The sequence below is a fragment of the Planctomycetia bacterium genome (assembly GCA_034440135.1).
Lineage (GTDB): Bacteria > Planctomycetota > Planctomycetia > Pirellulales > JALHLM01 > JALHLM01.
In genome coordinates this window covers 1-26,025 of record JAWXBP010000224.1, presented here as the reverse complement: position 1 = coordinate 26,025, position 26,025 = coordinate 1, and the positions used below count along the sequence as shown (strand labels likewise).

At 61.7% G+C, this 26,025-nt stretch carries 21 protein-coding genes; 10 read left to right on the top strand and 11 right to left on the bottom strand.

All coding sequences use genetic code 11. The features are described 5' to 3' along the window. Positions 1–210 precede the first annotated feature (210 nt). Positions 211–966, top strand: a complete 756-nt coding sequence (locus tag SGJ19_13145) for a metallophosphoesterase (protein ID MDZ4781193.1) — start codon at positions 211–213, stop codon at positions 964–966. A 507-nt stretch (positions 967–1,473) separates the two neighbouring features. Here SGJ19_13145 and SGJ19_13140 read toward each other — a convergent pair. Next, positions 1,474–3,045 carry a sigma-70 family RNA polymerase sigma factor gene (locus SGJ19_13140; protein MDZ4781192.1) on the bottom strand — a complete coding sequence of 524 codons (1,572 nt, stop codon included), beginning with the start codon at positions 3,043–3,045 and terminating at the stop codon, positions 1,474–1,476. A 793-nt stretch (positions 3,046–3,838) separates the two neighbouring features. On the opposite strand from SGJ19_13140, the gene SGJ19_13135 reads away from it, so the two are divergent. Together SGJ19_13135 and SGJ19_13130 are read left to right on the top strand one after the other, a co-directional pair. Then, the gene (locus SGJ19_13135) at positions 3,839–4,969 is read left to right on the top strand and encodes an aminotransferase class I/II-fold pyridoxal phosphate-dependent enzyme (GenBank protein ID MDZ4781191.1); all 1,131 of its coding nucleotides are present in this window, start codon (positions 3,839–3,841) and stop codon (positions 4,967–4,969) included. Between the two features lie 679 nt (positions 4,970–5,648). After that, complete coding sequence (locus SGJ19_13130; protein ID MDZ4781190.1) at positions 5,649–6,146, top strand: acetolactate synthase; 498 nt, start codon at positions 5,649–5,651, stop codon at positions 6,144–6,146. A gap of 143 nt (positions 6,147–6,289) precedes the next feature. On the opposite strand, the gene SGJ19_13125 is transcribed toward SGJ19_13130, so the two are convergent. The 3 genes from SGJ19_13125 to SGJ19_13115 all read right to left on the bottom strand — a co-directional run bounded on the left by SGJ19_13125 (position 6,290) and on the right by SGJ19_13115 (position 10,320). Next, a complete protein-coding gene (locus SGJ19_13125; protein MDZ4781189.1) occupies positions 6,290–6,850 on the bottom strand; it encodes a hypothetical protein in 561 nt (186 codons plus the stop codon). 445 nt (positions 6,851–7,295) lie between these two features. Continuing rightward, positions 7,296–9,335 carry a carboxy terminal-processing peptidase gene (locus tag SGJ19_13120; GenBank protein MDZ4781188.1) on the bottom strand — a complete coding sequence of 680 codons (2,040 nt, stop codon included), beginning with the start codon at positions 9,333–9,335 and terminating at the stop codon, positions 7,296–7,298. Between the two features lie 211 nt (positions 9,336–9,546). Then, complete coding sequence (locus SGJ19_13115) at positions 9,547–10,320, bottom strand: sirohydrochlorin chelatase (protein ID MDZ4781187.1); 774 nt, start codon at positions 10,318–10,320, stop codon at positions 9,547–9,549. A gap of 89 nt (positions 10,321–10,409) precedes the next feature. Between SGJ19_13115 and SGJ19_13110 the strand changes: the two genes are divergently transcribed. The 4 genes from SGJ19_13110 (at position 10,410) to SGJ19_13095 (ending at position 13,475) form a co-directional block, all read left to right on the top strand. After that, complete coding sequence (locus tag SGJ19_13110) at positions 10,410–11,312, top strand: alpha/beta fold hydrolase (protein ID MDZ4781186.1); 903 nt, start codon at positions 10,410–10,412, stop codon at positions 11,310–11,312. Then, positions 11,309–12,202, top strand: a complete 894-nt coding sequence (locus SGJ19_13105; GenBank protein ID MDZ4781185.1) for a triphosphoribosyl-dephospho-CoA synthase — start codon at positions 11,309–11,311, stop codon at positions 12,200–12,202. The genes SGJ19_13110 and SGJ19_13105 overlap by 4 nt, the downstream gene beginning before the upstream one ends. Positions 12,203–12,271: 69 nt before the next feature. Continuing rightward, positions 12,272–12,760 (top strand): 6-pyruvoyl tetrahydropterin synthase family protein, encoded by a 489-nt coding sequence (locus SGJ19_13100; protein ID MDZ4781184.1) that lies wholly within the window; start codon positions 12,272–12,274, stop codon positions 12,758–12,760. Between the two features lie 238 nt (positions 12,761–12,998). Then, positions 12,999–13,475 (top strand): chemotaxis protein CheX, encoded by a 477-nt coding sequence (locus SGJ19_13095; protein ID MDZ4781183.1) that lies wholly within the window; start codon positions 12,999–13,001, stop codon positions 13,473–13,475. Between the two features lie 239 nt (positions 13,476–13,714). On the opposite strand, the gene SGJ19_13090 is transcribed toward SGJ19_13095, so the two are convergent. The 5 genes from SGJ19_13090 to SGJ19_13070 form a co-directional block, all read right to left on the bottom strand. Beyond that, positions 13,715–14,845 (bottom strand): fatty acid desaturase, encoded by a 1,131-nt coding sequence (locus tag SGJ19_13090; GenBank protein MDZ4781182.1) that lies wholly within the window; start codon positions 14,843–14,845, stop codon positions 13,715–13,717. A 32-nt stretch (positions 14,846–14,877) separates the two neighbouring features. Then, complete coding sequence (locus SGJ19_13085; protein MDZ4781181.1) at positions 14,878–15,177, bottom strand: hypothetical protein; 300 nt, start codon at positions 15,175–15,177, stop codon at positions 14,878–14,880. Between the two features lie 89 nt (positions 15,178–15,266). Beyond that, positions 15,267–15,533, bottom strand: a complete 267-nt coding sequence (locus SGJ19_13080) for a hypothetical protein (protein MDZ4781180.1) — start codon at positions 15,531–15,533, stop codon at positions 15,267–15,269. Positions 15,534–15,611: 78 nt separating this feature from the next. Beyond that, entirely contained in the window at positions 15,612–15,782 is a 171-nt protein-coding gene (locus SGJ19_13075) for a hypothetical protein (GenBank protein ID MDZ4781179.1), read from the bottom strand. Between the two features lie 143 nt (positions 15,783–15,925). Further along, entirely contained in the window at positions 15,926–16,216 is a 291-nt protein-coding gene (locus SGJ19_13070) for an RNA-binding protein (protein ID MDZ4781178.1), read from the bottom strand. A gap of 389 nt (positions 16,217–16,605) precedes the next feature. On the opposite strand from SGJ19_13070, the gene SGJ19_13065 reads away from it, so the two are divergent. Together SGJ19_13065 and mgtE are read left to right on the top strand one after the other, a co-directional pair. Beyond that, positions 16,606–17,976 carry an APC family permease gene (locus SGJ19_13065; GenBank protein ID MDZ4781177.1) on the top strand — a complete coding sequence of 457 codons (1,371 nt, stop codon included), beginning with the start codon at positions 16,606–16,608 and terminating at the stop codon, positions 17,974–17,976. A 231-nt stretch (positions 17,977–18,207) separates the two neighbouring features. Beyond that, entirely contained in the window at positions 18,208–19,572 is a 1,365-nt protein-coding gene (gene mgtE, locus SGJ19_13060) for a magnesium transporter (protein MDZ4781176.1), read from the top strand. Here mgtE and rfbB read toward each other — a convergent pair. Next, on the bottom strand, positions 19,539–20,648 hold the full coding sequence (rfbB, locus tag SGJ19_13055; GenBank protein ID MDZ4781175.1) for a dTDP-glucose 4,6-dehydratase: 1,110 nt from the start codon (positions 20,646–20,648) through the stop codon (positions 19,539–19,541). The two genes, mgtE and rfbB, sit on opposite strands and share 34 nt — an antisense overlap. 141 nt (positions 20,649–20,789) lie before the next feature. Between rfbB and SGJ19_13050 the strand changes: the two genes are divergently transcribed. Beyond that, positions 20,790–21,347 (top strand): hypothetical protein, encoded by a 558-nt coding sequence (locus SGJ19_13050; GenBank protein MDZ4781174.1) that lies wholly within the window; start codon positions 20,790–20,792, stop codon positions 21,345–21,347. Between the two features lie 228 nt (positions 21,348–21,575). Here SGJ19_13050 and SGJ19_13045 read toward each other — a convergent pair whose 3' ends face one another. Continuing rightward, positions 21,576–25,985 (bottom strand): alpha-2-macroglobulin family protein, encoded by a 4,410-nt coding sequence (locus tag SGJ19_13045; GenBank protein ID MDZ4781173.1) that lies wholly within the window; start codon positions 25,983–25,985, stop codon positions 21,576–21,578. Positions 25,986–26,025: the final 40 nt, after the last annotated feature.

Sequence of the window (26,025 nt, the reverse complement as noted above, 5' to 3'; positions counted from 1 at the left end):
TCCCACATCCTCCCCCACTCCGTGTCCTCCGTGCTCTCCGTGGTGAATCCCCCGCCATCCGCCCATTCTCCAACCCCCACCTTCGGAAGTAAAGCGAAGTCTTTGCGCCGCCTTGATCCATTCCTCATTCCACGCTTACCGTCGTCTGACATGCGGCGCGTAGTATTGAGAGAGCAAAACAAGCGTGGAATCGAACAAGGAAACTAGGTCATGCGGATTTGTCATTTGTCGGATTTGCACGTCGGCGGCGTGGGCTTTGTGCCGGAATGGGCCGACCGCGCCCGGGTGATGGTCAATGAGCTTCGGCCGGACATCATCGTGTTCACGGGCGACCTGGTCGACGACGGGTATGAGCACGAGTACGAGGCGGCGCTCACTTATTGCGATGAGTTCGAGGCGCCGGTCAAGCTGTTCGTGCCGGGCAATCACGACGCCCGGAACTCCGGCTACGAGATCTTCGAGGAGGTTTTCGGCACGCGCTACCCGCAGTACGAGAACGACGAATTGGCGATTTGCGGCATCGACAGCAGCCAGCCGGACATCGACGACGGACACATCGGCCGCAGCCACTATGCGACGATCAGGAAGCAGCTTTCCGCCAAGAAGCTGCGGTTCCTGGCACTGCATCATCACCTGCTGCCGATTCCGGGCACCGGCCGCGAACGCAATCTGCCGGTCGACGCTGGCGACTTGCTCGGCCTCTGCACGGAACTGAACGTTGATTTCGTCCTCACCGGCCACAAGCACCAACCCTGGCTGTGGCGGCTGGAAGATTCGTTCTACCTCACCGCCGGCACCGCCTGCACACGGTTACTGGTCGGCCGCTCCCGCCCGTCGTTCACGTGGCTCGATATCGACGAAGACATCCGCGTGAGCGAGATGAATGTGAAGGATGAACACGCGTTTGAGGTTTTGCGGGTAAGGCGGCGCGAAATGGAGACGGAGTTCGATACTGTCGGAGTTTGAAGTTTTGCGTGTCGAAATCCGAATTGCGAATAAGGACCTTCGTAAAAGCTCGCCACCGAGTAACCTCGTGTTACATCGAAGTCGAGCCACTCCAAGTTGGTTTCTGTGTCCAAAGTGGCTCGTCCATCATTCAGTACGACGTCAGTTTCGATCAATTCCGCGCTGGCAAAGCGTGGCCGAAGCGACGAGAAATAGCAGGAGAATCGGTAAGGAGGCCCGCAGGTAGTTGCACATGGAATTGTCGCTCTCAGTTGGTGATTGGAGTCGCAAGCAAAGTACAACTTTGTACTACTTTGGCCCCGAAGTACTACCAAAGAGTAACGTTGTGCCAACGAATGCTATCGCTCGCGAACGGCGGAAAAGCGATTAGAATGCGGAGAATCTTGGCGTTTTGGAGTGATTCGATGTGACGCCTGGGCTTGATTCGCAATTTGCCCACAAAAAAACCAGCCCCAGGCATCGCCCAGGGCTGGTTCGTAATTTCAACTTGTCGCAACTCAGCAATAGCTAATCCAAGAACCCAGTCAGTTCCTGAGCCCGGCTCGGTTGTTGGAGTTTGCGCACCGCTTTCGCTTCGATTTGGCGGATGCGTTCGCGGGTCACTTTGAAGATGTGGCCGACTTCTTCCAGCGTGTAGCTGTAGCCGTCGCCGAGGCCGTAGCGGAGTTTGATGATCTCGCGTTCGCGGTAGCTCAGTGTTTTCAACACCTTGTTGATGCGGCCGCGGAGCATTTCCTGCGCGGCGCCGATCGCCGGGTTTTCCGCGCCTTGATCCGGCAGCAGGTCGCCGAAGTGGCTGTCTTCGCTGTTGCCCACCGGACGATCGAGACTGATCGGGTACCGGCTCATCGCCAGCACGCGTCGCGTCTCGTCGATCGGCGTGCCGGCCGCCCGGGCGGTCTCTTCGATCGTCGGCTCGCGGCCGAGATCCTGGAGCAACTGCCGGGAGACGTTGCGGACCTTCGACATGGTCTCGACCATGTGGACCGGAATGCGAATCGTGCGGCTCTGATCCGCCACGGCCCGGGTGATCGCCTGGCGAATCCACCACGTGGCATAGGTGCAGAACTTGAAGCCGCGGCGATACTCGAACTTGTCCACCGCCCGCATCAGGCCGGCGTTCCCTTCCTGAATCAGGTCCAGGAAGCTGAGGCCGCGGTTGCGATACTTCTTGGCGATCGACACGACGAGCCGGAGATTGCCTTCACTCAGGCCGCGCTTGGCCTTCTGGTATTGCGAGTACGTCACCTTCAAATCGCGACACCGATGCCGCACGCTCTGCGGCGTCTCTTGCGTGGCGCGGAGGATGGTGCGGAACTCCTTGAGGAGCGCCGCGTATTGGTCGACCGGCGTTTTGTTCTTGCGATAGACGTCGATCTGCGCCTTGAGCGAATCCAGCCGGCGGCTGAACTGCTCCAGCGTCGGAATCATCTGTTCGATCCGCTGCGTGCGGAGTCCCAACTCCTCGACCAGGCGCACGGCTCGCTTGCGGCGATATCCCAGGCGCATCCAGGCGTGCTTACGCTCCGCCACCTTGTGCGACTTGCTGGTGGCGATGCGGTAGTCGCGCTTGTTGCGCTTGAGCAACACTTCGAGCGTCCGCAAGTTGTGCGGCATCCGCCCGAGGATTTGCTCTTTCTCCAGGCGATCGGTCACGGAGACCTGCACCGTGCGGTCAAACGGCAACTCGCCATTCGCGACGCGGCGCAAAATCTTCACCGCCTGTTGAATGACGAAATCGCATTCCAGCAGCCGGCGGCGGAACCGCGCCCGGGTGATTTCGATTTCCTTGGCGAGCGAGATTTCCTGCTGGCGCGTGAGCAAGGGGATTTCGCCCATTTGCGTCAGGTACATGCGCACCGGGTCGTCGGACCAACTTTCGTTGTCGTCGCTGGCCGGCAGCAGTTCGTCTTGCTTCAATTCCAAATCAGGATCGATCTCGCTATTGAGATCGAGGTCCTCCACGTCATCGTCGAGATCGATGTCCACGTCGTCGTGGACCTTCTCGACCAGGCGGTCGGCGTCCTCGTGCGATGGAGTACCTTCGTCCTCCAATTCGTCCAGCAGTACGTCGTACAAGGGTTCGCTCCTACGAATGTGCGAGGGAAGACAGTGCGTCACACTGTCGTCGGGGTCACGCGAGGCAAACTGAGCTTCACACTACGGTCCGGGTTAGACCCGAGGCGCAACAAGAATGTCCCCTGGCGGGCCACCCCTGGTTACGGCTCGTGCGATCCACACGTTGTGCGATCCGCCGACGAAACAAGGACGTGCCAGGCTTGCTCGGCAAGCCCACACGTCCAGTTCCTGGTTCATCGATCCTGTTGAAGTGCCGCGCGCATATGCGTGCCGTGTTGCGGAGGCGAAGGTAGGCATGATCCTCCCGCTATGGTGCCACGGCTTCTCAAAGAAGCGGCTGCCTTCAATAGTCCGAACAATTATCCTCGAAAGTCACCAGGAAATCCAACGAATTCTACCACGATTTCTTCAAGAAAAACGCATGGCTTGCTAATTGGAAAGAAATGACGACAGGGCAAAACAAGCGGCCCACTGCCCGCCAATCATCTTGCCTAAATTAACATCGACGCGTCTCGCTCGACGAAACACGCGTCCTTGCCCGCGCGACGTGATTCGACATGCGAATCGTCGCCAGCTCGTAACTTCCTTGAGCCACGCGAATTCTATGCACGCCGTCGCGCAAAGGTAAGAATACACCACGACAAAAAAAGGCCGCGCGCTCGTGAGCGAATCGAATCGCTGCATGGGGATACGAAGCTGTGGGAAGCGTCTCCGACGCCGATGGCAAACACTTCTTGGCACTCCTACCATGTCCGATCAACAACGCACCCCCCCGCTGTCGGATGAGTCGCGCATGCGATCGCATGCCCCACTCATCCCCCCGATTGAGTTGTCCGCTGTCTACCGCATGCGGGATCCCGACGACGCCGACGCGGTTCTCAGCGGTGAAACACCCGGTTTCGCCTACGCGCGCGACGGGCATCCCAATGCGGAGGCCTTGGCCGAGCATTGTCGACGACTTCACGACGCCGAGCGCGGCGCTGTCTGCGCCTCGGGAATGAGCGCGCTGGCGGCCGCCGTGTTGGCCCTCACGAAATCGGGCGACCACTTGCTGGTCAGCGATCAGCTCTATGGTAAGAGCATTCGCCTGCTGGCCGGAGAATGCGCACGATTCGGCGTTTGCGCAACGATGGTGGACACTTCCTGTCTCGATAAAGTCGCCGCCGCGCTCGTTGCTCGGCCGAAGCTGCTTGTGATCGAGACGATTTCCAATCCGCTATTGCACGTTGCCGATATCGCCGAGTTGGCAAAGCTAGCGCATGCACATGGGACATTGCTGCTGGTCGATAACACGTTTGCGACGCCGGCGCTGTGTCAGCCGCTCAAGTGGGGGGCGGACTTGGTGTTGGAAAGCCTGACCAAGATGATGAACGGACATAGCGATGTCGTGCTCGGTTTCCTCGGCGGTGCGGAGGAGAAATGGGAGCGCGTGCCCCCGGCAATCTCCACCTGGGGACTGGCTGCTAGCCCCTTTGATTGCTGGCTGGCCTTGCGCGGCTTAGGAACCTTAGAAGTGCGCATGGAACGAGCGTCGGCCAATGCGCTCGCTGTCGCGGCATTACTGACGAAGCAGCCCGGTGTGCGAGAAGTCTTCTACCCGGGGCTGCCGTCGAGCGCCGAGCATGCGCTCGCGCGACAATACTTGTCCGGCGGCTTCGGCTCGATGGTGACCTTTACGCTCGCGGGCGGAAGACCGGCGGCCACCGCGTTCATTCAGGCGTTGGCCAACAGCATTCCCTTCGCGCCGTCGCTGGGGGACTTGAGTACCACACTCAGTCATCCGGAATCCACCAGCCATCGCGGCCTCGCCCCAACGGAACGGGCGCGCCTCGGCATCGACGGCGGAACGATTCGGCTATCGGTCGGGATTGAGCCAACAGAAAAAGTCATCGATGCGATTACCGCTGCTTTCGCACTTGTATAGCGTCAATTCAAGTACGCCATAATGCGAAACGGCCGGCGACTCATTTTGAGTCGCCGGCCGCCACATGTTTTATCGTGGACGAACGCCGACAAACCCTGTCGTCCGAACGTCGATTAATCGATGGCCGATCCGGCGTCATTGCCGCATTGCCTCGTGAGACAGAATCCGCGGCGGCGATTCTCGCGGCCGACGCGGTGGCATGTCGAGTCCCGTGTCAGAAAAAGCACTGCCCCTGTTCGGCTTCTCCCTTCATGACTCGCCGCGACTTAAAGCGATCGGCGTACCAATCGTGCAAATTCTCCAAAGCTCGCGGAATTGCCGGCGTTTTCCTGAGTTGCCCAACTGAATTCCTGTGGATCGCTTCACGTGTTTTGGGCTCCTGTAGTCAGATTGATGGCGCAATTGAATCGAAATGATCGCATCAAAAATTCTGGGTCGCGGAAAACGTTGTGAGAGGCGTCTCCGACGCCGATGGTTAACGCAATCTGGCTCGCCTGGCCGTTTTGCCGATTGCGGCGCTCACTCGATCGGCGTTGGAGACGCCTCCCACAGTTTGCCGCGGATCACACGGCATGCTGGACTGCGGTTGTTGACGGAAGATGCTTCTCTGCCTATGTTTAGGCATTCGCGCCCCGATTTTTGCCGCCGTTGCGGCGCGTTCTTTGAGCGAGGCCTGCGTATGAGTACTGGGGAAGGCGCCGGAACCGGCTTCAAGACCTCCCGCGGACGCAATTACCCGGCGATCCGCCAGTTCACCGTCTTCTTGGAGAACCGGGTCGGCCAGTTGCTGGAAGTGGTCCGCCGCTTCGAAGGGAGCCGCGTCCGCATTGTCGCGTTTTCGATCGCCGATAGCGCCGAGTGCGCCTTCGTGCGATTCTTGTTGAGCCACCCCGAGCAAGGGCGCGAGATCCTGGAGCGCGCCGGTCTGGCAATGGTGGAAAGCGACCTGATTGGCGTCGAGTTGCCCGAGGGCCCGCAACCACTGCTGCGCGTCTGCACGGCGCTGCTGCAGGCCGAGGTGAACATCACCCAGGCCTATCCGTTGCTGGTCCGCCCGCGCGGCCGCCCGGCCGTGGCGCTGATGGTGGACAACATCGACGTCGCCCTAGATACACTCGATTCCAAGGGCTTCGTCACGCTGACCGAAGCGGACTTGTTGGAGGAAGAAGAGGAATGAGGCCGAATGACGAATGTCGAAATCCGAATGTCGAATCAAATCCGAATGACTGAACGACGAATGGTCGTGCAGCCATGCCGCGCTGTTTGCAATTCATTCGACATTCCCCCACTCCCACCACTTCATCCAGCGTGCCGTGGCGCTCAGTCCACTTGCGGCAGCGCCTTAATATGGGCGCGGATCGGGATGCCGTTGACTTCCTGCTCGATGGCTTCGTCCAGCATTTTGACTCCCTTCACGTCGTAGACGTGCCCTGAGGGGGAGATTGCTTTAATGCCGAAGAAGCGTTGCTGGGGGCCGATCGCCTTGATGTCGAGGATGCTGCCGGAGCGGGAGACGGCTTTCACATCGAGCTTGTCGCCGTCGGCGGTGATGGCCTTGACATCGTAGATGGTGCCCTTGGTGTCGAGCGCTTTCACTGGTCCGTAGAAGTCGTCGCTCGCCAAAACCTTGAGCGGCATCGGCTTGCCATCGATGAAGGCCTTGATGCTCAGCATATGGCGATTGCCAGATTCGGCGATCGCTTTCACGTCGTACAACTCCCCAGCCTTGCCGATCGCCTTGATGGCCAGCAATTCCCCTTCCGGATGGACCGCTTTTACGTGCCAGATCTCCGAGCCCTCCGCCAAGGCGAAGCGAGGCGCTGAAATACAAACGCAGAAAATGACGGACAAGCAGAGCAATCGAGCGAAAACTGGACGCATGGTGGCGACTCCTCAGAGGGATATACGGTTCAATGAACGACGGCTCCGCCGCCCATTTGGGGAAAACCTGCTATCCATGTGTAGCATGGTTTAACACGAAACCCACGGCCAGCGTATGCCCGGGACGAAAAAAGCCCGGCATACTGCGCCTAAGCGTTAGGAATCCCCGACGCGGGAAATGCCACTCCACACCTGCGCATTGCGTTGCGCCGGCGATTACGAGGAGTTAACCACGAAAGGCGCGAAACACACGAACAGGAAGTTCGTCCACCTAACTATTTTTTGTGGGGTAGAAACTCTTTTCTTTGCTCTATTGCCTTTCCTTTTTTCGCGTCGTTTCGCGTGTTTCGCAGGCCCAATCTCCGCTCGCGCCGCGGTCCACAAAAAAAGCCGGCGCCGTCAACGGATGTTGACGACGCCGGCTGGAGAGTCTTGCTAACTACGATCAGTTCCGCGCCACGGTGGCGGAAAGCGTGAGGTAATCCAAAGTGATGGCCAGCGCTTCGTTGAAGTAGAAGTCGCGGTCCACGACCGGGCGGTTGAACGTGCCCAGTTCTTCCATGGCTTCCTCTTCCTGCTTCTCGCGGCTCAGTTCCGCTTGCTCGGCCAAGTACTTCTCTTCGTTAAGCGTGATCGTCTTCCGATCTTTGCGCTCCAGGAACTTGGTAATGTTCCGCTTCACCTTTTGGAAATCCTCGGAGCCGTCGACGCGCGTCGAGGATCGCGAACGCAACTCCGCGAGCATTCCGTCGTTCACCAGACCGAAACGCTCATACCGGGCCGGTTTCACCTGGTTGAATTCACGGGCGTAGTCGAGATCGGATTCGCCGATATCGAGCTGGCTGATCAACGAGGGAAGCGAAACATCGGCCACAACGCCGCGGTTCTGCGTGCTGTCGCCGTTGGGGCGATAGAACTGCTGGAACGTAATCTTGAGCGCCCCGAGCTTGGCGGCGTTCGGAATGCGAAACACCTGGCGTCCCAGGTCGAGCAGACTTTGGACGGTGCCCTTACCGTGCGTCGTCGGATCGCCGACGACGATTCCGCGGCCATAGTCCTGAATGGCGCCGGCGAAGATTTCGCTTGCGCTGGCGCTCAACTTGCTCGTCAAAACCACGAGCGGACCGTCCCAGGCGACGCCGGGATCCTTGTCGTCGAGCTCTTCGACGTTGCCGTCTGAGTCCTTCACCTGCACGACGGGACCGGTTTTGATGAACAAGCCGGTCAAGTCGATGGCTTCGTCGAGCGAACCGCCGCCGTTGCGGCGCAAGTCGACGACGATGGCGTTCACGCCTTGCGTCTTGAATCCATCAATGAGCTTCCGCACGTCGCGCGTGGTGCTCTTGAAATCCGCGCGTTGCGAAGCGCGGCTCATGTCGCGATAGAAGCTCGGCAGATTGATCACGCCGACCTTGTAGTCGTGGCTGTCGCGGGTTTCCTGGATGATCTCGCCGCGGGCTTCGCTGTTCTTCATTTCGATCTTGGCCCGCCTCAAATCGTAGACGATCGACTCGCCGCCAGCGGCCGGGCGGACTTGCAAGCGAACGATGCTGCCGCCCTTTCCACGGATGCGGTCGACCACGTCCGTGAGGTTCATTTCGACGACGTCTTCGAGGTCGCCGCTTTCGCCCTGTCCGACGCCAATCACGGTGTCCTTGGGCTTCAGGCGCCCGTCCAAGTCAGCGGGGCCGCCGGGGACGATCTCCTTGACGACGGTGTAGCCGTCCTCGAATTGCAAGAGCGCGCCGATTCCTTCCAACTCGAGCCGCATATCGATCTCGAATTCCTCGAGCATATGCGGGCCCATGTAGCTGGTGTGGGGGTCGAACGACGTCGTCAGCGACGTCAGATAGACCTCCATCAATTGCTCGCGGCTGAAGCGCTGCCACTGCTTGGCGCGGCTGTGGTAGCGGCGAGTCAGCTTCTCGCGAGCTTCTTTGTCTTCGATCTTGTCTCCTTTTTGGACCAGCAGATCGAGCTTTACGCGCTTCCGCCACTTTTCGCGGGCCTCGGCCTCGTCTTTGGAGTAAGTCATCAAATCCGGCTCGATCACCATCTCTTCATCGACGGTGAAATCGTGCGGCGCGGCGAGCCACTCGTCGATCGTAGCCAGGCGGTCGTTCACGCGTTTCTGAAAACGCTCGAAGACTTTGAAGGCGAAGCTTGTATCGCCGTCTTTGACCAGGTCGTCGAGGTCGTTGCGCTGTTGATTGAACTCGTCGATGTCCGACTGCAAGAAGTACATCTTGCCCGGGTCGAGCGTCTTCAGGAATTGATCCATGAAGCGCTGCGAGATCTCGTCGTCCAGCGGGTGCTTGGAGAGGTGTTCCTCTTCCATCAGGCTGGTGATCCGACGCGTGATCACGCGGTCGTACGGGCTGGGGCCTGTCAGATCGGCCGCCCAACTCCAGGCGTAAGCGCTCGACACCACTCCGAAGATCGCCGCCGTGGCTACGCGACCGCGCATGCTCATCCGTCGCATCATTATCTTTCCCCTCTTGGAGCCGGAACTGACCCAGACCTTGGGCTAAGTCCAAAATGGCTAAAGGCTTAACCGGATGGTATTCCAAAGCCCAAAACCGGGCAAGGGCACGTCCATCCGTCGCCAAAACAGCGGATTCCCCCGGGGCGGCCGCCTATGGCACTCAATCCCTATTGTACGTCTGGTCGGCCAGAGAAGTTCCGACGCGGCCGGATCATTTCGGCGGAAGTGTCACGCCGCCAAATGCTTGCGGACTGCAGCGGGCGCGGTCCAGCACCGCGGACACCAGCAAGTCGCTCGGGCCAAGGTGAGGCGTTACTGACCAGGACTGCTCCGGAAAGCGGTCCGCCGCCGCTCGGACGGCGACGCCGATCCGGTCGAGAAGCTCGCCAGCGAACAGCAGGTGCGGCTGGACCACGACGTGAGAAAACGGCATGGCGCCGGCGACCTGAATCGCCCGCTCCAGGCCGGGTTCCGCCATCGCTGTGAAGCCGACCTCATACCAGGCAGTGCGTTCGGCCTCCCAACGCAGCCGGGCGAACTGCGCCATCTCGGCGTTCGCCGTGGGATCGTAGCTGCCACGGCCGATCAGGAGCAGCAACGTGTTTTCCGCGGCCGGCGGATCGCTTTCGCGGTAACGCTGAGCGGACAGCTCAACGAGGTCTGCGTGGCAGCCCAAATGCGGGGCTTGCCGGTACGACACGGACGGGTGCCGGTGGCTGGCTTCGAATAGCAATTCTGGCACGTCCCGTTTGGCGTGCCCCGCGGCGAACAGCAGCAGCGGCAAGGCCACAACCTCGGTCGCGCCGCGCTCGACCGCGCGGTCCAAGCCGCGCGCGACATCGGGTTCGGCGAGCTCGAGAAAACACGGCTCGACAATCCATTCCGGCGCCGCAGCGGCCACCTTGGCGACGAGCTCCCGGAACTCCGCGACCCCTTGCGGGTCGCGCGTGCCGTGTCCGATGATAACCAGGGCCGTGCGCCGCATGCATCGAATTGTACGCCAGGCTTTCCAGCCTGACAGTGTGGCATTACGCAAGTTTTGGAGAGCGTCAGGCTGGAAAGCCTGACCTACATGTGTCTGACTGGCGCGGCTTGTATCCTTTCGCTTCGCACACCTTGTCGCTCGACGGCTGTCGCTATCACTACGTCGACGAAGGACGCGGCGAACCATTGTTGCTGGTGCATGGCAACCCGACCTGGTCGTTCTACTGGCGTAGTGTGATTCTGGGGCTGCGCGACCGGTATCGACTCGTAGCGCCGGATCACATCGGCTGCGGACTTTCTGATAAACCACAGGACTACCCGTATCTGCTGGCGCAGCACGTCGAGAATCTCAAACAACTCGTTGCGAAGCTCGACCTGCGCAACATCACGCTGCTGGCGCACGACTGGGGCGGCGCGATCGGGCTGGGCGCAGCGGTCGACATGCCGGAGCGATTTGCGCGCATCGTGCTGTTCAATACGGCCGCGTTTCGTTGCCCGACCATGCCGCAGCGGATTCGCGTCTGTCGTATGCCGATGCTCGGGCCGCTCGCCGTCCGCGGCTTCAACGCCTTCGCCCGGGCCGCGCTCTGGATGGCCACGGAAAAGCCGGCACGATTCACGCCCGACGTTTGCGCCGGCTTGTTGGCGCCCTACGACAGTTGGGCGCATCGCGTGGCGATTCAACGCTTCGTCGAAGATATTCCCATGCACGCCGGGCATCCGAGCTACACGACGCTGTTGCATCTTGAAGAGCGACTGCCGACGCTCGCTGGAAAGCCGATCTCGCTCATTTGGGGTATGCGCGATTGGTGCTTTACGCCGGCGATGCTGGAACGCTTCCGCGAGATTTTTCCCTCGGCGGAAACGCATTGTTTTGAGGACGCGGGGCACTACGTCGTGGAGGACGCGCACGAGCGCATCGTGCCGCTCGTGGCCGATTTCCTTGAGCGGCATCCGGTCGGCGCAGCCCATCGGGATGCGGTCACGCCATGAGCCGATCGAATACCAGTGGCGCCCCGAAGCTGAGCGTCGGACAATCCGCGGCGCTGGCGTGTTTGATCGAAGCCACCGCGCCCAAGCCCGGCAACGTGCATCGCGGCGCCGATTTCGCCGAGATGAGTTATCCGGACTTCTGCGCAAGCGCCCTGGCGATTTCGCCGGCCATCGACGCTGCGGCAAATGGGCTGCGTGTCGGCGCGGCGATCCTGCAGGCGATCCAGGCGACCCGCGCGCTCGTTGGTAAGAACACCAATCTCGGCACGGTGCTGCTGATCGCGCCCCTGGCGGCCGTGCCGGGTGAAGCGTCGCTCGCCTCCGGCGTCCGTGACGTGCTGGCGGCGCTCAACGCTGAAGATTGCCGCGACGTTTATGCGGCGATTCGCCTGGCGCAACCGGGCGGCATGGGACGCGTCGACGAAGCCGACCTTGCCGCGCCACCGCCGGACGATCTGCTCGCGGCAATGCGACTCGCGGCGGACCGGGACCTTGTCGCAAAGCAATACGTCGACGGCTTCCATCTGGTGTTGAACGAAGCCGCGCCGATGATTTTAGCCGGCGTCGAGCGCGACTGGAATCTGCTGGAGGCCGTCGTCCACGCGCAGCTACGCTTAATGAGCGCGTATCCAGATAGCCTGATCGCGCGGAAGTGTAGCGCGGAAGTAGCGCGGCAGGCCGCCGATCACGCCGACACTGTTTTGGCACTAGGCTCCCCGGGCGAAGTGGCCTACGAAGACGGCCTGGCCGACCTGGACTTCTGGCTCCGCTCCGACGGCTACCAAAGAAACCCCGGCACTACGGCGGACCTGCTCGCCGCAGGGCTGTTTGCATTACTTCGCGACGGAAAGCTCAAGCCGCCGCTGGAGTTGGTGCAGAAAAGGGAGTAGGGAAGACGAAGTAGGTGACGTAGCATGTTACTGAACACTGGAAACTGAACACTTCAAACTCTTCCCACGATGCCTGAGTCTTATCGCGTCCGGCTCACGAAGGACTATCTGACGTTTAGCGCCGCGCACTTCGTCACCTTTCAGGGCGACATTTGCGAGCCGCTGCACGGGCATAACTTCCGCGTTACGGCCGAATTGGACGGGCCGCTGGATCGCGACTATTTTGTCGTCGACTTTATCACCGCGCTCGAAATCCTGCGCGAGTTGGTCAAAGAGCTGGATCATCACGTATTGCTGCCGACGCGGCATGCGTTGATTCAAGTCACCGCCGACGACGCCAGCGTAGAGGCGGTGTTTCGAGATCGACGGTGGGTGTTCCCACGCACCGATTGCGTGCTGCTGCCGGTGGAGAACACCAGCTCAGAACTGCTGGCGCGCTACTTGGGCGAGCGGCTGCTCCTGGCCCTGCCGGCGCGGTTGGGCTTTCAGCCGACGCGGCTCAGCTTGGAAGTCGACGAATGCCAAGGGCAAAGCGCGGTCTACGTCTGGACGCCATGACCCGGTGCGCGTAACGCAACGGTTGTAGGGGCGCGTTTCAGGCGGCGGTAGCGGCACAACCGTTGGATCGCGCCGCGGCGGCGTACGTTTCGCCCTCGTTGTGGTTTGACAACGCGTGGTCGCGTCCTAGGGTTACGAGAATCCTGGAAGAGGCCGTGCGCGTTCAGTACGGCCGTGGCTTCGTATACCGGGCGTATGGACGAATTCCCTCACCGCACCCTGTCATGGCGTCGAGAGCATGAAAGCCGAGTACATTAACCCGTTCATGACCTCGTTGGCGAACGCCTTCGACACAATGCTCAACTGCCCTGTGCATCGCGGCCAGTTGACGTTCAAGTCGGCGGAGACGCCGGTGTTCGAAGTGAGCGGCGTGATCGGCCTCTCAGGCAAGGCGGTAGGCACCGTCGTGTTGAGCCTCTCGAAGGAGGTGGCGATCAAAGCCGCCTCGGCGATGCTGATGATGGAAGCCACGGAGCTCAACAGCGACGTGGTCGACGCCGTGGGTGAATTGACCAACATGGTGGCCGGCGCCGCCAAGGCGAAACTGGAAGAGCTGAATCTCTCAATCAGCCTGCCGAACGTGATTATCGGCCTCGGCCACGAAATCCACTTCCCCTCCAACGTGACGCCGATCAGCGTGCCGTTCACCTGTGAATGGGGCGCGTTGGCGATCGAAGTCGGCCTGGTCCCGGTGCCGGAACCGGCGCTCGTGTAGGCGAAGCGGTGAGCTCGCCAAAACGCCGTGAAAAAGCGGTACTTTGACCGCGCAAATGCAGACCCCGGCGCGGCACCCTTCGCAATGACCGCTCCTGCCCCCAAGCATCAGTAATCGCGAGTTGGGCTAGGCGCCGCGCCAGAGTCCGAATAGGGACGGACGACGCGGCGGTTTGGATTCAAGATTCTTGGCCGACCGGGCGAAAAAATCCGCGCGAGACGGTGCGTGGAGGAGTCCTGCTACTTCGCCGCCAGATCGACGCGCCGATGCGCGGGCAACTGCAAGCGCCGCTTGGCCTGGCGGAACGTGAGCAGCTCCCGCGCTTCCTCATCCCAAATCTTGAGGCGCGAACAGCGGAGGGCGCTGACGAGCGTCAGGCGTTCAACCTTTCGCAGGTCCGAATGGGCCGCATGGCAGGCGGGGAGGGCGTAGTTGGGAATCCGGCTATCCAGGTGATGGATGTGGTGATAGCCGATATTGGCGGTCAGCCAGCGCAGCGGGCGGGGCAGATCCAGAAACGAACTGCCGTCGATCGCGGCGCGATGGTAGTCCCAATCGTCGTCGTGTTCCCAATACGATGGATTGAACTGATGCTGCACGAAGAACAGCCAACTGCCGGCGGAAGCCGCCATGGCCAGCACCGGCAGGTGCAGCTTCAGGAACACGAGCGGGCCGACCAGCCAGGCCATGGCCGCGAACACGGCGGCCAATAGCAAGTTGGTGCCATGGACGCTCATTCGCTCGCGCGGCCAGTCCTTCGGCACGCGTCCCGGCAGCCGTTGATAGACACCGAAATAGAGCAGCGGCCCGATTCCGAACAGAATCAGCGGATGGCGATAGATGCGATATATCCAGCGGTCCCGCGTAGACAACGCTCGATATTCCTCCAGCGTGTGCATTGTCACGTCCCCGACGCCGCGATGGTCCAATTGGCCGTTCGTGGCATGATGCTGGGCGTGTTGTCGGCGCCAGCATTGATACGGGGTCAGCGACAGCGCGCTCAGTGCCACGCCCACCAGGCGATTCACCTTGGTCGACGCAAACATCGCCCCGTGACCGCAATCGTGCTGCAAGATAAACAGCCGCATCAGCATGCCCGCAGTCGGCACGGCAATCAACAGGGAGATCCAATACCCATACGGCAGGCAGGCCCACATGCACGCCCAGCCGATGACGAACAGCAGCAGCGTCGTGACCAACTGCCAGACGGCGGCCGACTTGCTGGGGCCGCGATGATCGGCCAATACGCGTTTCAGTTCCCGCGGGTTTCCCGCGGCGCGTGGCTCGGTGGGATCGGCCTCCAGGCAAGTCGCACTCACATGATCATCCCTGACGTGGCCGCCAGCGCGGTCCGTGCGTTCCAATTGCATAGGGCGATGTTCGTTCCGGGTTCCGACGTCCGCTAACCTTCGTGCGAGAGGGGCAACCGCACTTCGTAGCGCGTCATTTTATTGATCTTCTGCGCGAGTTCCTTGACTTCCCCTTCCTCCCGGCACTGAGCAATGGTCAGAGCATAGGGCACCCAGGCCCCGCTGCGATACTCGAAAGTGCTCTTCTTCGCGTCTTCCAGGATCACGAACGACTTGCCGAGCACCGTCGGGATCTTGCGCGGAGGGATCTCGAAGACCGGCCTGTCGACGGCCGCGCGCGGGGCATGATTGGGCCGTTTGCGATTGTGGCTGAAGCGGTTGTGCTGGGCCATTCAGAGTCTCCAGAGGTGTCGCTTAATACGTCTCCGCGGAGCAACCGCACGTCACCGATGAGATGAATGGCGGCGAACCGGGCGATGAATCACTCCGATTTTTCGGCCGCTCGCAGGGTGGCCAGATCCGCCTCGCCCACCAGGACCTCGGGCAATGCATCGCGCTGCTCGCGGTTGAGCGGCGGCCATTGCTTGCGCAGGCCCTCACGCTCAATCAATTGCACCAACGACACCGAAATCTGATAGCTCGCCGCGACTTGTTCACGAGAAGTGATAACAGCCACGCCCCCGTCCTGCAAGCTCACCAGCGACAGGAAGGCCTCGCGCCGTGTCGATTCGTCCAATACCTTACTCATTGTCCGGTCTCAAAAAGGGGCGTGCGAAAACTCAAGCGTTCAGGTTCATTTTGGGCGAACGGCCCGTGGTCGGAGTCGCTAGCCAGTCGGCGCCAGCAGTAGGGCGGCCGCCTTCTTCGCGAGGATATCGTTGTTGCGTTGCATGCATTGCGGGTGGGTTCCACTGGCCGAATACGAGGGTTGCTTGCAAACTGGGCACAAGCGTCGCCCGCGTACTTCGCGTTCCGGAATGGGCTTCTTGATCGACATCGCCGCGTCTCCTTGGGACAAGGTGTGACCGCATCGCTCGAAAGCGATGGAATGTCGCGAGCAAGTTCGCCTGCCCGTGTCGTCATGGCACAGTGCCCGTCGTTCGCTGTTGGTGAACGACGGCGCTACTGGACCGAGGATCGTTAGCGGCGGCCGCGAAATCCACCGCGGCCGGCGGGACTTTCTTCGCGAGGGCGAGCTTCGTTGACGACCAGGCGGCGGCCGTCCAATTCCTTGTCGTGCAAGGCGCGGATCGCATTGCCGGCGGCCTGATCGTCCGCCATTTCGACGAACGCGAAGCCCTTGCTGCTGCCCGTGTCGCGATCCATGATCACCTGGGCGGAGCGGACGGCGCCGTGCTCGGAGAAGAGGTCTTCGAGACTTGAATTCGTGACCTGGTAGCTGAGGTTACCGACGTACAACTTCTTTCCCATGTGTTCCCATCTCCCGAGGAGCAAGCGGCGGCCCGAAGGTAATTCTGGGCCGCGCAGAAATGGACCAAATTGGTGGTCCACCAGGCCGGGATGGCGAGAGAAAGAACAGCCCTTCGATTCACAACGCGAACCGGGGCCGCAATTGGAATCGGCAAACCAGGTCTAGTTAGTATAACAGCGGGGATCGCCTGGAATAGGTGTAAACCGTGCCGGAACGACGCATAAACGTCTGGGCCGGTGACGGAAGTTCGCTCGCCAGCTAGCCTTAGGATGAGCGATCCGATCGACCGGAATGCCCGGCGACGGAGCTTGCGACCGCCGCGCATCGCTTAGATACTGGGCGATCGTTCCGCACCTGACTAGTCCATCATTGCGACGCGCGAGCTTGCATGTCCGACGCTTCTCAGCCGCATCTTGAACGGGGACTCAACACGCTGCATGCCACGTCGCTCAACGTGGCCAATATGTTGGGGGCCGGGCCGTTTATCACGATTCCCGTGTTTCTGGCCACGATGCACGGGCCGCAGGCGATGATCGGCTGGGTCATCGCCATGATCCTGGTGATGTGCGACGGGCTGATCTGGGCGGAATTGGGCGCGGCGTTTCCCGGCAGCGGCGGGACATATCACTATTTGCGCACCGTGTTCGCAGGTTCCACGTGGGGACGACTGCTGCCATTTTTGTTTGTCTGGCAATTTCTCGTCTCCGGCACGCTCGAAGTGGCTTCGGGCTACATCGCCACGTCGAATTTCATGAGCAGTCTGGCCCCAGCTTACGCCGAGCACATGAAAGTTCTTGGCGTACCTGAGAAGGTAGTTGTGGGCTTACCCGCGAGCTTGATGGTGTTTGCCATCTTTCTGACGCTGCGCCAGCGGATTCGATCGCTCGGCTGGTTGAGCGCCGTGCTGGTGTTGGGCGTGCTCGCGGCCGTGGGCACGGTGATCGTCTTGGGATTGAAGAACTTCGACGCCTCGCTGATCACCTTTCCGGAAAACGCCTGGAAACTCGACGGCAAGTTTGTCATGGGCCTCGGCGGCGCGATGACCGTCGCGGTGTATGACTACCTCGGCTACTACAACATCTGCCATCTGGGCGACGAGGTGCGGCAGCCGGAGAAGACGATTCCGCGCGCGATTTTGTCCTCGATCGCGATCGTGGCCGCGATCTACATGACGATGAACATCTCGTTCATCGGCGTCGTGCCCTGGCAGGAGGCGGTGAAGGAAGGCACGCTCGCGCACCAAAACATCGCCGCCGCGTTCATGCAAAAGCTCTACGGCGAACGGGCGGCGAATGCGTTTACCTTGCTGATCATTTGGACCTGCCTGGCGGGGCTGTTCGCGATGTCGATCGGCTATTCGCGGATTCTGTACGCGGCGGCCAAAAACGGCGACTTTTTCGCGCCATTCGCGAAGCTGCATCCCACGCGCGGGTTTCCCGGTCCGGCGCTCGCGCTGTTGAGTGCTTTGACGGCATTCTTTTGTTTCTTCCCGCTGAGCGTGGTCATCGACGGCGCGGTGACCGTGCGAATCTTGATTCAATTCATCGGGCAGATCTTTGCGATCCACGTCGCGCGCAAGCGGGGAATGCAGTTGCCGTTTCGCATGTGGCTCTATCCCTTGCCAAGCTTATTGGCGCTCTTCGGCTGGGTGTTTCTGCTCGCCACTTCAAAAAAGGAAGCGCTCCTGCTGATGGCCGCCGTGTACGTCAGCGGGTGGCTGGTGTTTGTGCTGCGTGAAAATGTCCAACGCCGCACCTAATGAAACCTGTGGGAGGCGTCTCCGACGCCGATATGACGGACGTGGATGACGTGCCGATCTCCGCTCGCAAAACGACGTCAACTCCATCGGCGTCGGAGACGCCTCCCACAGGCTGTGCGCTATCCCGCGCGAGGCTCAATTTCACCAGCCGCTCCTTGGCACTTTGCGGCGTAAGGTAGATACTACTGGGCTTGCCCTGCGCGCGGCGGACTGCACCTGGAATTCGGCGTTATGACCAATACCCTCTATCTGCCGGAACTCCGCGAGATGCTGGCGGAGGGGAACGCGGTCGAGCTCCATGAGTTCTGCGTGGCGCTCCATCCAGCGCGAACGGCCGAGTTCATGGAGGGGCTGACCGCGGCGGAAGCCTGGCGGGTGTTGCAACACACCGATCCTGCCAGCCAGGTCGAAATCTTCCGTTATTTCGAGCTGCCCCGGCAGGTCGAAATGTTCGAGACCGTCGCCCTCGAGGAAATGGCCAAGTTCATCTCCGGGCTGCCGGCGGACGAACGCGTCGACATTCTGAGCGAGGTCCAGCCGGAGATCGTGCAGGCGCTGCTGCCGTTGATTCCAGTCGACGAACGGCGCGACATCATGCGCCTGGCGGCGTACCCTGAGGGCACGGCCGGCGCAATGATGACGACGCGGTTCGCCCGACTCAGCGAATCGGAAACCGCGGCCCAGGCGCTCGACCACGTGCGCCGCCAAGCCGATCTGCTCGAAACGATTTACTATCTTTACGTGGTGGACAAAGACGATCACTTGCGCGGCCTGGTGTCGTTGCGACAGTTGGTCCTGACCGAACCTGAGTCGCTGGTGCGCGACATCATGCGCCGCGACGCGATTTCCGTTGACGTGACGGCCGACCAGGAGTTGGTCGCGCAGAAGTTCGCCAAGTTCGACTTTCTAGCCTTGCCGGTCGTCGACTCGGAACATCATTTGCTCGGCATCGTCACGCATGACGACGCGATCGACGTCGTGGTTGAAGAGGCCACCGAGGATGCGCAGCGGATCGGCGGCGTGAATCCGTTGAGCACCGGCTATATCGACACGAAGCTGTTCGAGCTGGCCTGGAAACGCGGCGTCTGGCTGATGATCTTGTTCTTCGGCGCGCTGCTTACCGCCTTCGCGCTCAAGCGCTACGAGCACTCCATCGACGAAGTCGCCTGGCTGGTGCTGTTCCTGCCGCTGATCATTTCCAGCGGTGGCAACACCGGCAGCCAATCGGCGACGCTCATCATCACCGCGCTCTCCACCGGGGACATCACGCTCCGGGACTGGTGGCGCGTCGTCAAACGCGAAATCGCCACTGGTTTAATCCTCGGCACATTCCTGGGCGCGATCGGTTACGTAGTCGCCACGACCATCGGCGCCATGATGGGCACTGGCGCTCCGAGTCCGCGCCACGCGGTCGTGATTCCCATCACGCTCGTGCTCGTGGTCATCTGCGGCACGCTGTCCGGCTCGATGTTGCCGCTGTTGTTTCGGCGGTTGGGACTCGATCCCGCGATCATGAGCAATCCCTTCGTGTCCTGCATTTGCGACATCGTCGGCATCGTGATCTACATGCAAGTGGCGATCTTCTGGCTGCATTGAACGCCTAATCGCTCACGATCGTAACGTCCCGCCAGTACCGCCGCCGTCCAATCGCGATGGTTCAGATACCAATCGACGGTCGATTGCAAGGCGCGATCGAATTCGGCCTTCGGCTTCCAATCAAGCTCCGTCGCGAGCTTATCGCCGTCGATCGCGTAGCGTCGATCATGCCCGGGGCGGTCGGCGACGAAACGGATCAGCTCGCGCCGCGCGGGGCCGCCATCGGCGAGTTGAGCATCCACCAGGTCGCAGATGCGGCCGACCAGTTCCAGATTCGTCAGCTCCACACCGCCGCCGATGCTATACGCCTCGCCCGGCTGGCCGCGTTCGAGCACACGTTCCAGTGCGTCGACATGATCGAGCACATGCAGCCAATCCCGAACATGGCCGCCGTCGCCGTACACTGGCAACTCCCTGCGCTCGGCCGCGTTTAAAATGGTGAGCGGAACCAGCTTCTCTGGGTACTGATGCGATCCGTAGTTGTTCGAACAGTGCGTGACGAGCGCCGGTAGGCCATAGGTGCGGAAAAACGCACGGGCCAGGTGATCTGCTCCGGCCTTGGACGCGGCGTACGGGGAATTTGGCGCGAACGGCGTGATTTCAGTGAAGGCGCCTGTCGCGCCAAGCGACCCGTACACCTCGTCGGTGGAAACCTGAACAAATCGGAACCGTTCTCGCTCTCCCTCCGCCAGCCCGCGCCAGTACTCGGTCGCGGCTTCCAGCAACGCCAACGTCCCTGCGACATTTGTCTCTAGAAAGTCCGCGGGGCGGTCGATGGAGCGATCGACGTGCGATTCCGCCGCGAGATGCACCACCGCGCCCGGCGAATACGCCCGCAACAGGCCGGCCACCAGGCGCCGGTCACGTACGTCGCCCTGCACGAACACCTGGCGTCGCCGGTCGAGATCGCGGAGCGACGCGACGTGGCCGGCGTACGTCAACCGGTCGAGATTGACGATCCGCAACTCTGGATGAGCTTGCAACCAGTTGCGCACCAGGTGTGAGCCAATAAAGCCGGCGCCGCCCGTGACGAGCGTGGTGCGCGGCGGCAATTCTTGGCCTGGATCATTTGGCATGGGGAGCTTGGAAAGCTGTGACGATCGTAGTGCGCTGGCCCAACGGAAGCGGTCCGCCGCCGCGGCTCGTGCTCATCAATCGCGGCGACTTGGCCGAATATGCTTGTTAGTTGAGCCCCACGATAGACAGGCGAGGCGGCAATGCAAGCGGTCCTCAAGCGGCTAAGGTACTGGCAACTTGCCCACTTTTCCAAGCCCGTCGCGGACCATCCCCTGTATCAGGCGATTCGCCAACGGGAACCGCGGTCGTTTCTCGAGATCGGCGTCGGCAATGCGCAACGCGCGACGCGGATGATCGAACTGGCCTCGCAGACGGTCGATGTTTCCCAGTTAAGTTACGTCGGCATCGACCCGTTCGAGTCCCGCGCCCCCTCGAAAACGCCTGGGCTGACGCTCAAGCAGGCCCATCGCACGCTCAAGGCGCTCGGCGCCAAAATCCGGCTCGTGCCCGGCGACCCGTTCGCGGCGCTTTCACGCACAGCGAACGAACTGACCGGCATCGAACTGGTCGTCATTGCGCAGGACACCGACACGGCAGTGCTGGAGCGGGCCTGGTTCTATTTGCCGAGAACCCTGGCGGCCGACGCAATTGTGCTGTGGGCGAAGCCGTCCAAAGATCCGGACGGCTATCGTTTCGACACGTTGCTCCGCGCGGACGTCGATCGCCTCGCCAATAGGCCGCGCCGGCGGGCGGCCTAGTCCCGCCCAGCCAAATCGCGAATGGGAAACTCGTAGGGCGGGCCGTGCTCGCGATGGAATTGATTGTTCTTGAAAACTGCTGAATCGCGCGTTTCGTGATATCCTCAGAAAAGTAAGGCCCGCCAGGTTGATCCCGGCGGGCCTTACTTTTTGGAGTCCAAAACAATCATTTCGTGCCGCGCCGTAGCACATAGCTTCCCGTCGTGCTCGCGCGGCCCGCCCTACGGCTTATGGCGCTGGCTGCGTTGGCTGCTTTACTTCCACCTTCAACGGCGCGGCCCAATTGCGCCGTTGCGGCTCGTTGAGTTGGAAGACGTTCGACGCCGGGCCAGTGAATTGACCCGGGGCAACCGCTTTCAGGTCGAACTCCACGCGGCGGACTTCCGCGGCTTCCAATCGACGCCAATAGGGAATAATCGTTCGGGTGCGGGTTTCGTAGTGATCGATTTGCGATTGGGTGCGCAGCACATCCAATTGGTCGATATTGGGTTCCAATCCGGCCGGCAAACCGATTTCCGCCGTGACGTAGTCCCGCGCCACGGCGTCGCGATTCGTGACCTCGACGCGCAGCTTGAGCAGTTGCTCCAACTCCACGCTGTCCGCGTCAAACCGTGTCTCAAGTGCGAGCGGCAACGTCGCGTCATTCGCGGGCGCGGCGGCATAGAAGCGCACCTCCACGCCGAAGGCCACGGGGTCAGAGGCCGTCGACGCAACTTTCAGCCGGTTCTCGCCCGGCGACAAACGCGATTCGAGGCTTTCCATGGCCACCAGCCCAGGACGGTCCGCGGTGAGCGATTGTTCCGCCACGACAACTTCACCGAGGTTCAGCTTGACCTCGCCCGCCGCGCTGTTGCGGTAACCATGTTCCGCGTGCGCTTCGAGCGCTCGCAGCGCCAGATACGTATCATCGGCGGAGCCAAAGCCGCCGCTGGTGCGCTGGGTTCCCAGCCATTTGACCGCCTGCTTGGCTTGTTCCTGATGCGCCGGCGATTTGAACCAGGCCAAGGCCGCGACTGAAGTATTCGCCACAGTCGACGCCGATTCTTTTGCGGCAGGCTTGCCGGCTTCCATTCGCGGCGTGGGGACGCTGCCGTCGCTCTGCTGCCACGTGGCCAATTGACCGAGCAGCGTTTCTCCAGCCGCTTGATCGCCGGCCTGCAACAGCCCGTTAGCGACGACGCCCGCGGCGATCGGTTCGTTTTGTTCGCGCGCGACTTCTTCAGCGACCTTTAGCTCAGGCAGGCGCAGCGCATCATCCTGCGCCACGTCGCTGTTGCCGATCGACCAGGCCAAAGCGACTTCATTGGGCGCCAAGCCAAGCCCTGGGTAGCCGAAATCATTCGCCGACAAGGCGCCGCTCGTGGCGCCCAATCGTCGCATCAGCTGATCGTTCTGTACGCCGTAAGCGGATCCACGCTGGCCGCTGCCGGACGATTGCCGGCTGAGACTTCCGCCTCCATAGCCGCCGTGGAAGCCGTAATCACCTCGACCTTGGGCCTTGTTTGCGTATTGGACGCCTTCCAGTAAACTCCCGAACGACCAGTACTGCTGGAACTGATTAGCGTCCGTGGCGGCGCGGCCCACCTGTACGGGAGCGATCGACAGCGCCGCGAGATCTGTGTAGATCGCCGTCGAGTTGCCAAGCCGCCAATTCGCCTGCGCGAGCGCGAACTGCGTGTTCAGATTCGCTTGCGGTAACGTGGTGAGCTCTTCACGGGCATGTTCCCAATCAGCCGTCACGCTCGGATAGAGCCAAAACCGCACGGCCAAGGAACCGGGCACGGCGTTCTCTGGAATGCGCAGCGAAATCTCCTGGTTCCCCTCCAGCCAACCGGACTGCGTTTCGACGACCGGATAGCCGTCCGACGTGACCGCGAACTGCTGCGAGACCTGCTCGTTGAACATCATGTTGTGCGGCGCCGCCGAATTGCCTTCCAAACCCAACATGGTCGTCCCCGCGACGCGATCCGCCTGGAACGATAGATAAAGCTGCTTGCGCTCCTTCGGTTCCAGGTCGACCGACGTGTCCGAAGCTTCGGCGCCGCCGGCGGTCGCTTCGCCATACAGCTTCATCGCGACCTGTTGTTTGTTTTCGGTCTGGTTCTCCAGTTGCACCGGGACTTCATACCGATCGCCGGCTGTCAGGCCGGTCGGCAGGGTCTGCGCCATAAGGACCGGATAGCCGACACGCAATTTTTTCTCGGTAGCGGCGATGCGCCCTGTACCGTCCTGGGCGTCGATGCGGAGCGCGTACTCGGCTTCGGCGGAACCCATCGTAAAGGCGAACGACGCCTTGCCTTCTTCGTCGGTCACCGCGAGGGGATGCCAATACAAGCTCGCCGAGGACGTCGAATGACTGGCGTCGCTGCTCACCGGCGGTTCGTGCGCATATTCACGGATGAAAAACACTTCGGTGTTCGTCGCTTCATCGTCGAAGACAATTGCCGCTTCCGAGAGCCGTTCCGCTTCGTCCAGCGGACGATCCTGAGCAGATTTCGCATCCGCGGTCTCGCGCGTGTCCGCTTCCCTGCGCTGACGCGTTTCGTCCTCCGCGAGGCGGTAGTGCGACCGGCTCATTCTGGTAATGGCGTCGGTCTCCGGCAGCACACTCGTTTCGCGCGAATACCGCGCGACCGTCAGCGGTCGCGCACCGGGCGTCAGTGTGCGCTGAAGTTGAAAACGGGTAGCCATGTCCGCTGGCGGAGGTTCGGCCGCTCGTTGCTGAACTTGTTCCGTCACGACGGACTGCTGCGACGGCGCCGCTGCCGCGCCGCGGCTCATCGGTTCTGTGGCAACGGGCGCAGGCGGCGGCGGATCGGAATATTCCGCTGATGGGGGCGGGGTGGCAGCGTCCAGTGCATCCTTTGCGAAATCCTCGCCGACCGGCGCAGCGGGTGCGACCGCTTTGCTCATTGCACCTTTTTCCACCACTCCGCCGCTGGCTTCTTTTGCTTCGACCGGCGCGTCAACGCTCTCGTCACGCAAGTCGGACGCGATGGGAGCGGCCGCGCGTTTCGGGGCCGCCGCGAGTTCCACCGGCGCCGCCGTGTTGGCGAACGCCACGGGCGCCAGGGGCGGCGCGCCTTGGCCGCCGGAACGCGCGAGCATCACGCCGATCGCCACACAGCCGGCGGCAGCGGCCAGGCTCGGCAACGACCATTCCAGGCTGGCCACGAGGCGCCACAACATCGCCAGAATCAACGTCAACGCAAGGCCCGCGCCGCCGCAGATCATCAGCACTGCCAGCAATTGCGCTTGTTCGCTGCGCAGTTGCGCGGCGCGCTGCTCGTAGCGCGGCTGAATCTCCGCAAGGTTGTCCCAGAGCAGCAGACTCGCCGCGTCGGTGACGGCGGCCTCCGGAATTGGGATTTGCTGCTGCGCGAGCATGTCAGGTTCCGGCGCCGCGACGATGCGTCGCCAGCCTTGCGTACCGAGCAGCAAGTCGAGCGCCTCGCCGGACGCCTTCACGTCGTCCAAGCGCAAGTCGACAAAATCGAAGTCTTCCGGTCGCTCCAACTGGCTCGCCAGCCGGAAGTACGTTTCCAGATTGCCGCGTGGTGCGCCGGGCGGCGTCGGCAGGTCGGTATCGACCACGGAAACGCCCAACACCGCGTTCGCCACCGGCCGCGCCGATTCGTCCGTTAGCTGCGCCTGTAACTCGGCCGGCTCTTCTGGCAAATACACGTCGCTCTTAAGCCCTTGCACCGCGACGTTCAAGCGGCGCGACGGCGCGCGATACGCCAAACGCTCGGCGATTGGACGCGGCACAGCCTCCGAGCAATCGAGCGCCGCGATGCGCAGCACGCCGTCGGCTTCGGGGCCGGGATTGATCTGCACGATGTTCTTGCCCGGCGCGGTGACCAACGTCGCTTGCCCGACTTGCCGGCCGCGATTGTACGCGGCGACCACGAGCGGCGTTTCGCCGGAGCGGTCGTAAACGGTCGCGCGGATCGGTTCGCCAGCAGCCATTACGGCTTGCGGAATGCTGAGCGCAATCGAGCGATCACTCCGCACCAGCGGCAGCGACGGCCAGGCGTTCGTGTCGTCCACGCCCTCCAAGTGCAGGCGGTATGTTCGCCCGGCTTGCGGCGAAATGCGGAACACGCCGCGACCGGCCAGCATCGTGTTCGCTTCCCTCAATACATGTTGTTGATCGTCGACGATCTCGCCCGAGACATCGAGCGGGCGATTCGCACGATCATACACCGAGAAATAGACGCGATTCTCAACGCCGGCGATCAACTCGCCACCTTCGGGATAGAAACGCACTTCGGTAGCGGTCGAGGCGAGCGGGATGCCCGCCGAGGCGTACGATTGCTCGCCGCCGAGATCGGCCACCGCGGTCAAGGTGGCATCCCCGTTCAACTCCACGGGCAAGACGAACAACGCCCTGGCTTGGCCGAAATCATCGAGCCGCACCTGGTCGCTCCACACATCTTGGTCGGCGACTTTGGCGCGCAACGTGACTTCCGCGCCAGCGGCGGACCGGCCTTCGGCGCCCCAGTATTGAAGCTGTGCACCGACTTCCTCGCCGGGCGCGTAGTCATTTCGCGAAAACGCAATCGCCGCGTTCAAATCTCGGCTCACCGGCGCGGTCACCAACAGGCGCTGCTCATCGGTGCGTGGCGGTTGAGTCATGGTCAACGCGACCAGGCGATATTCGCCAAGGGCCGCATCG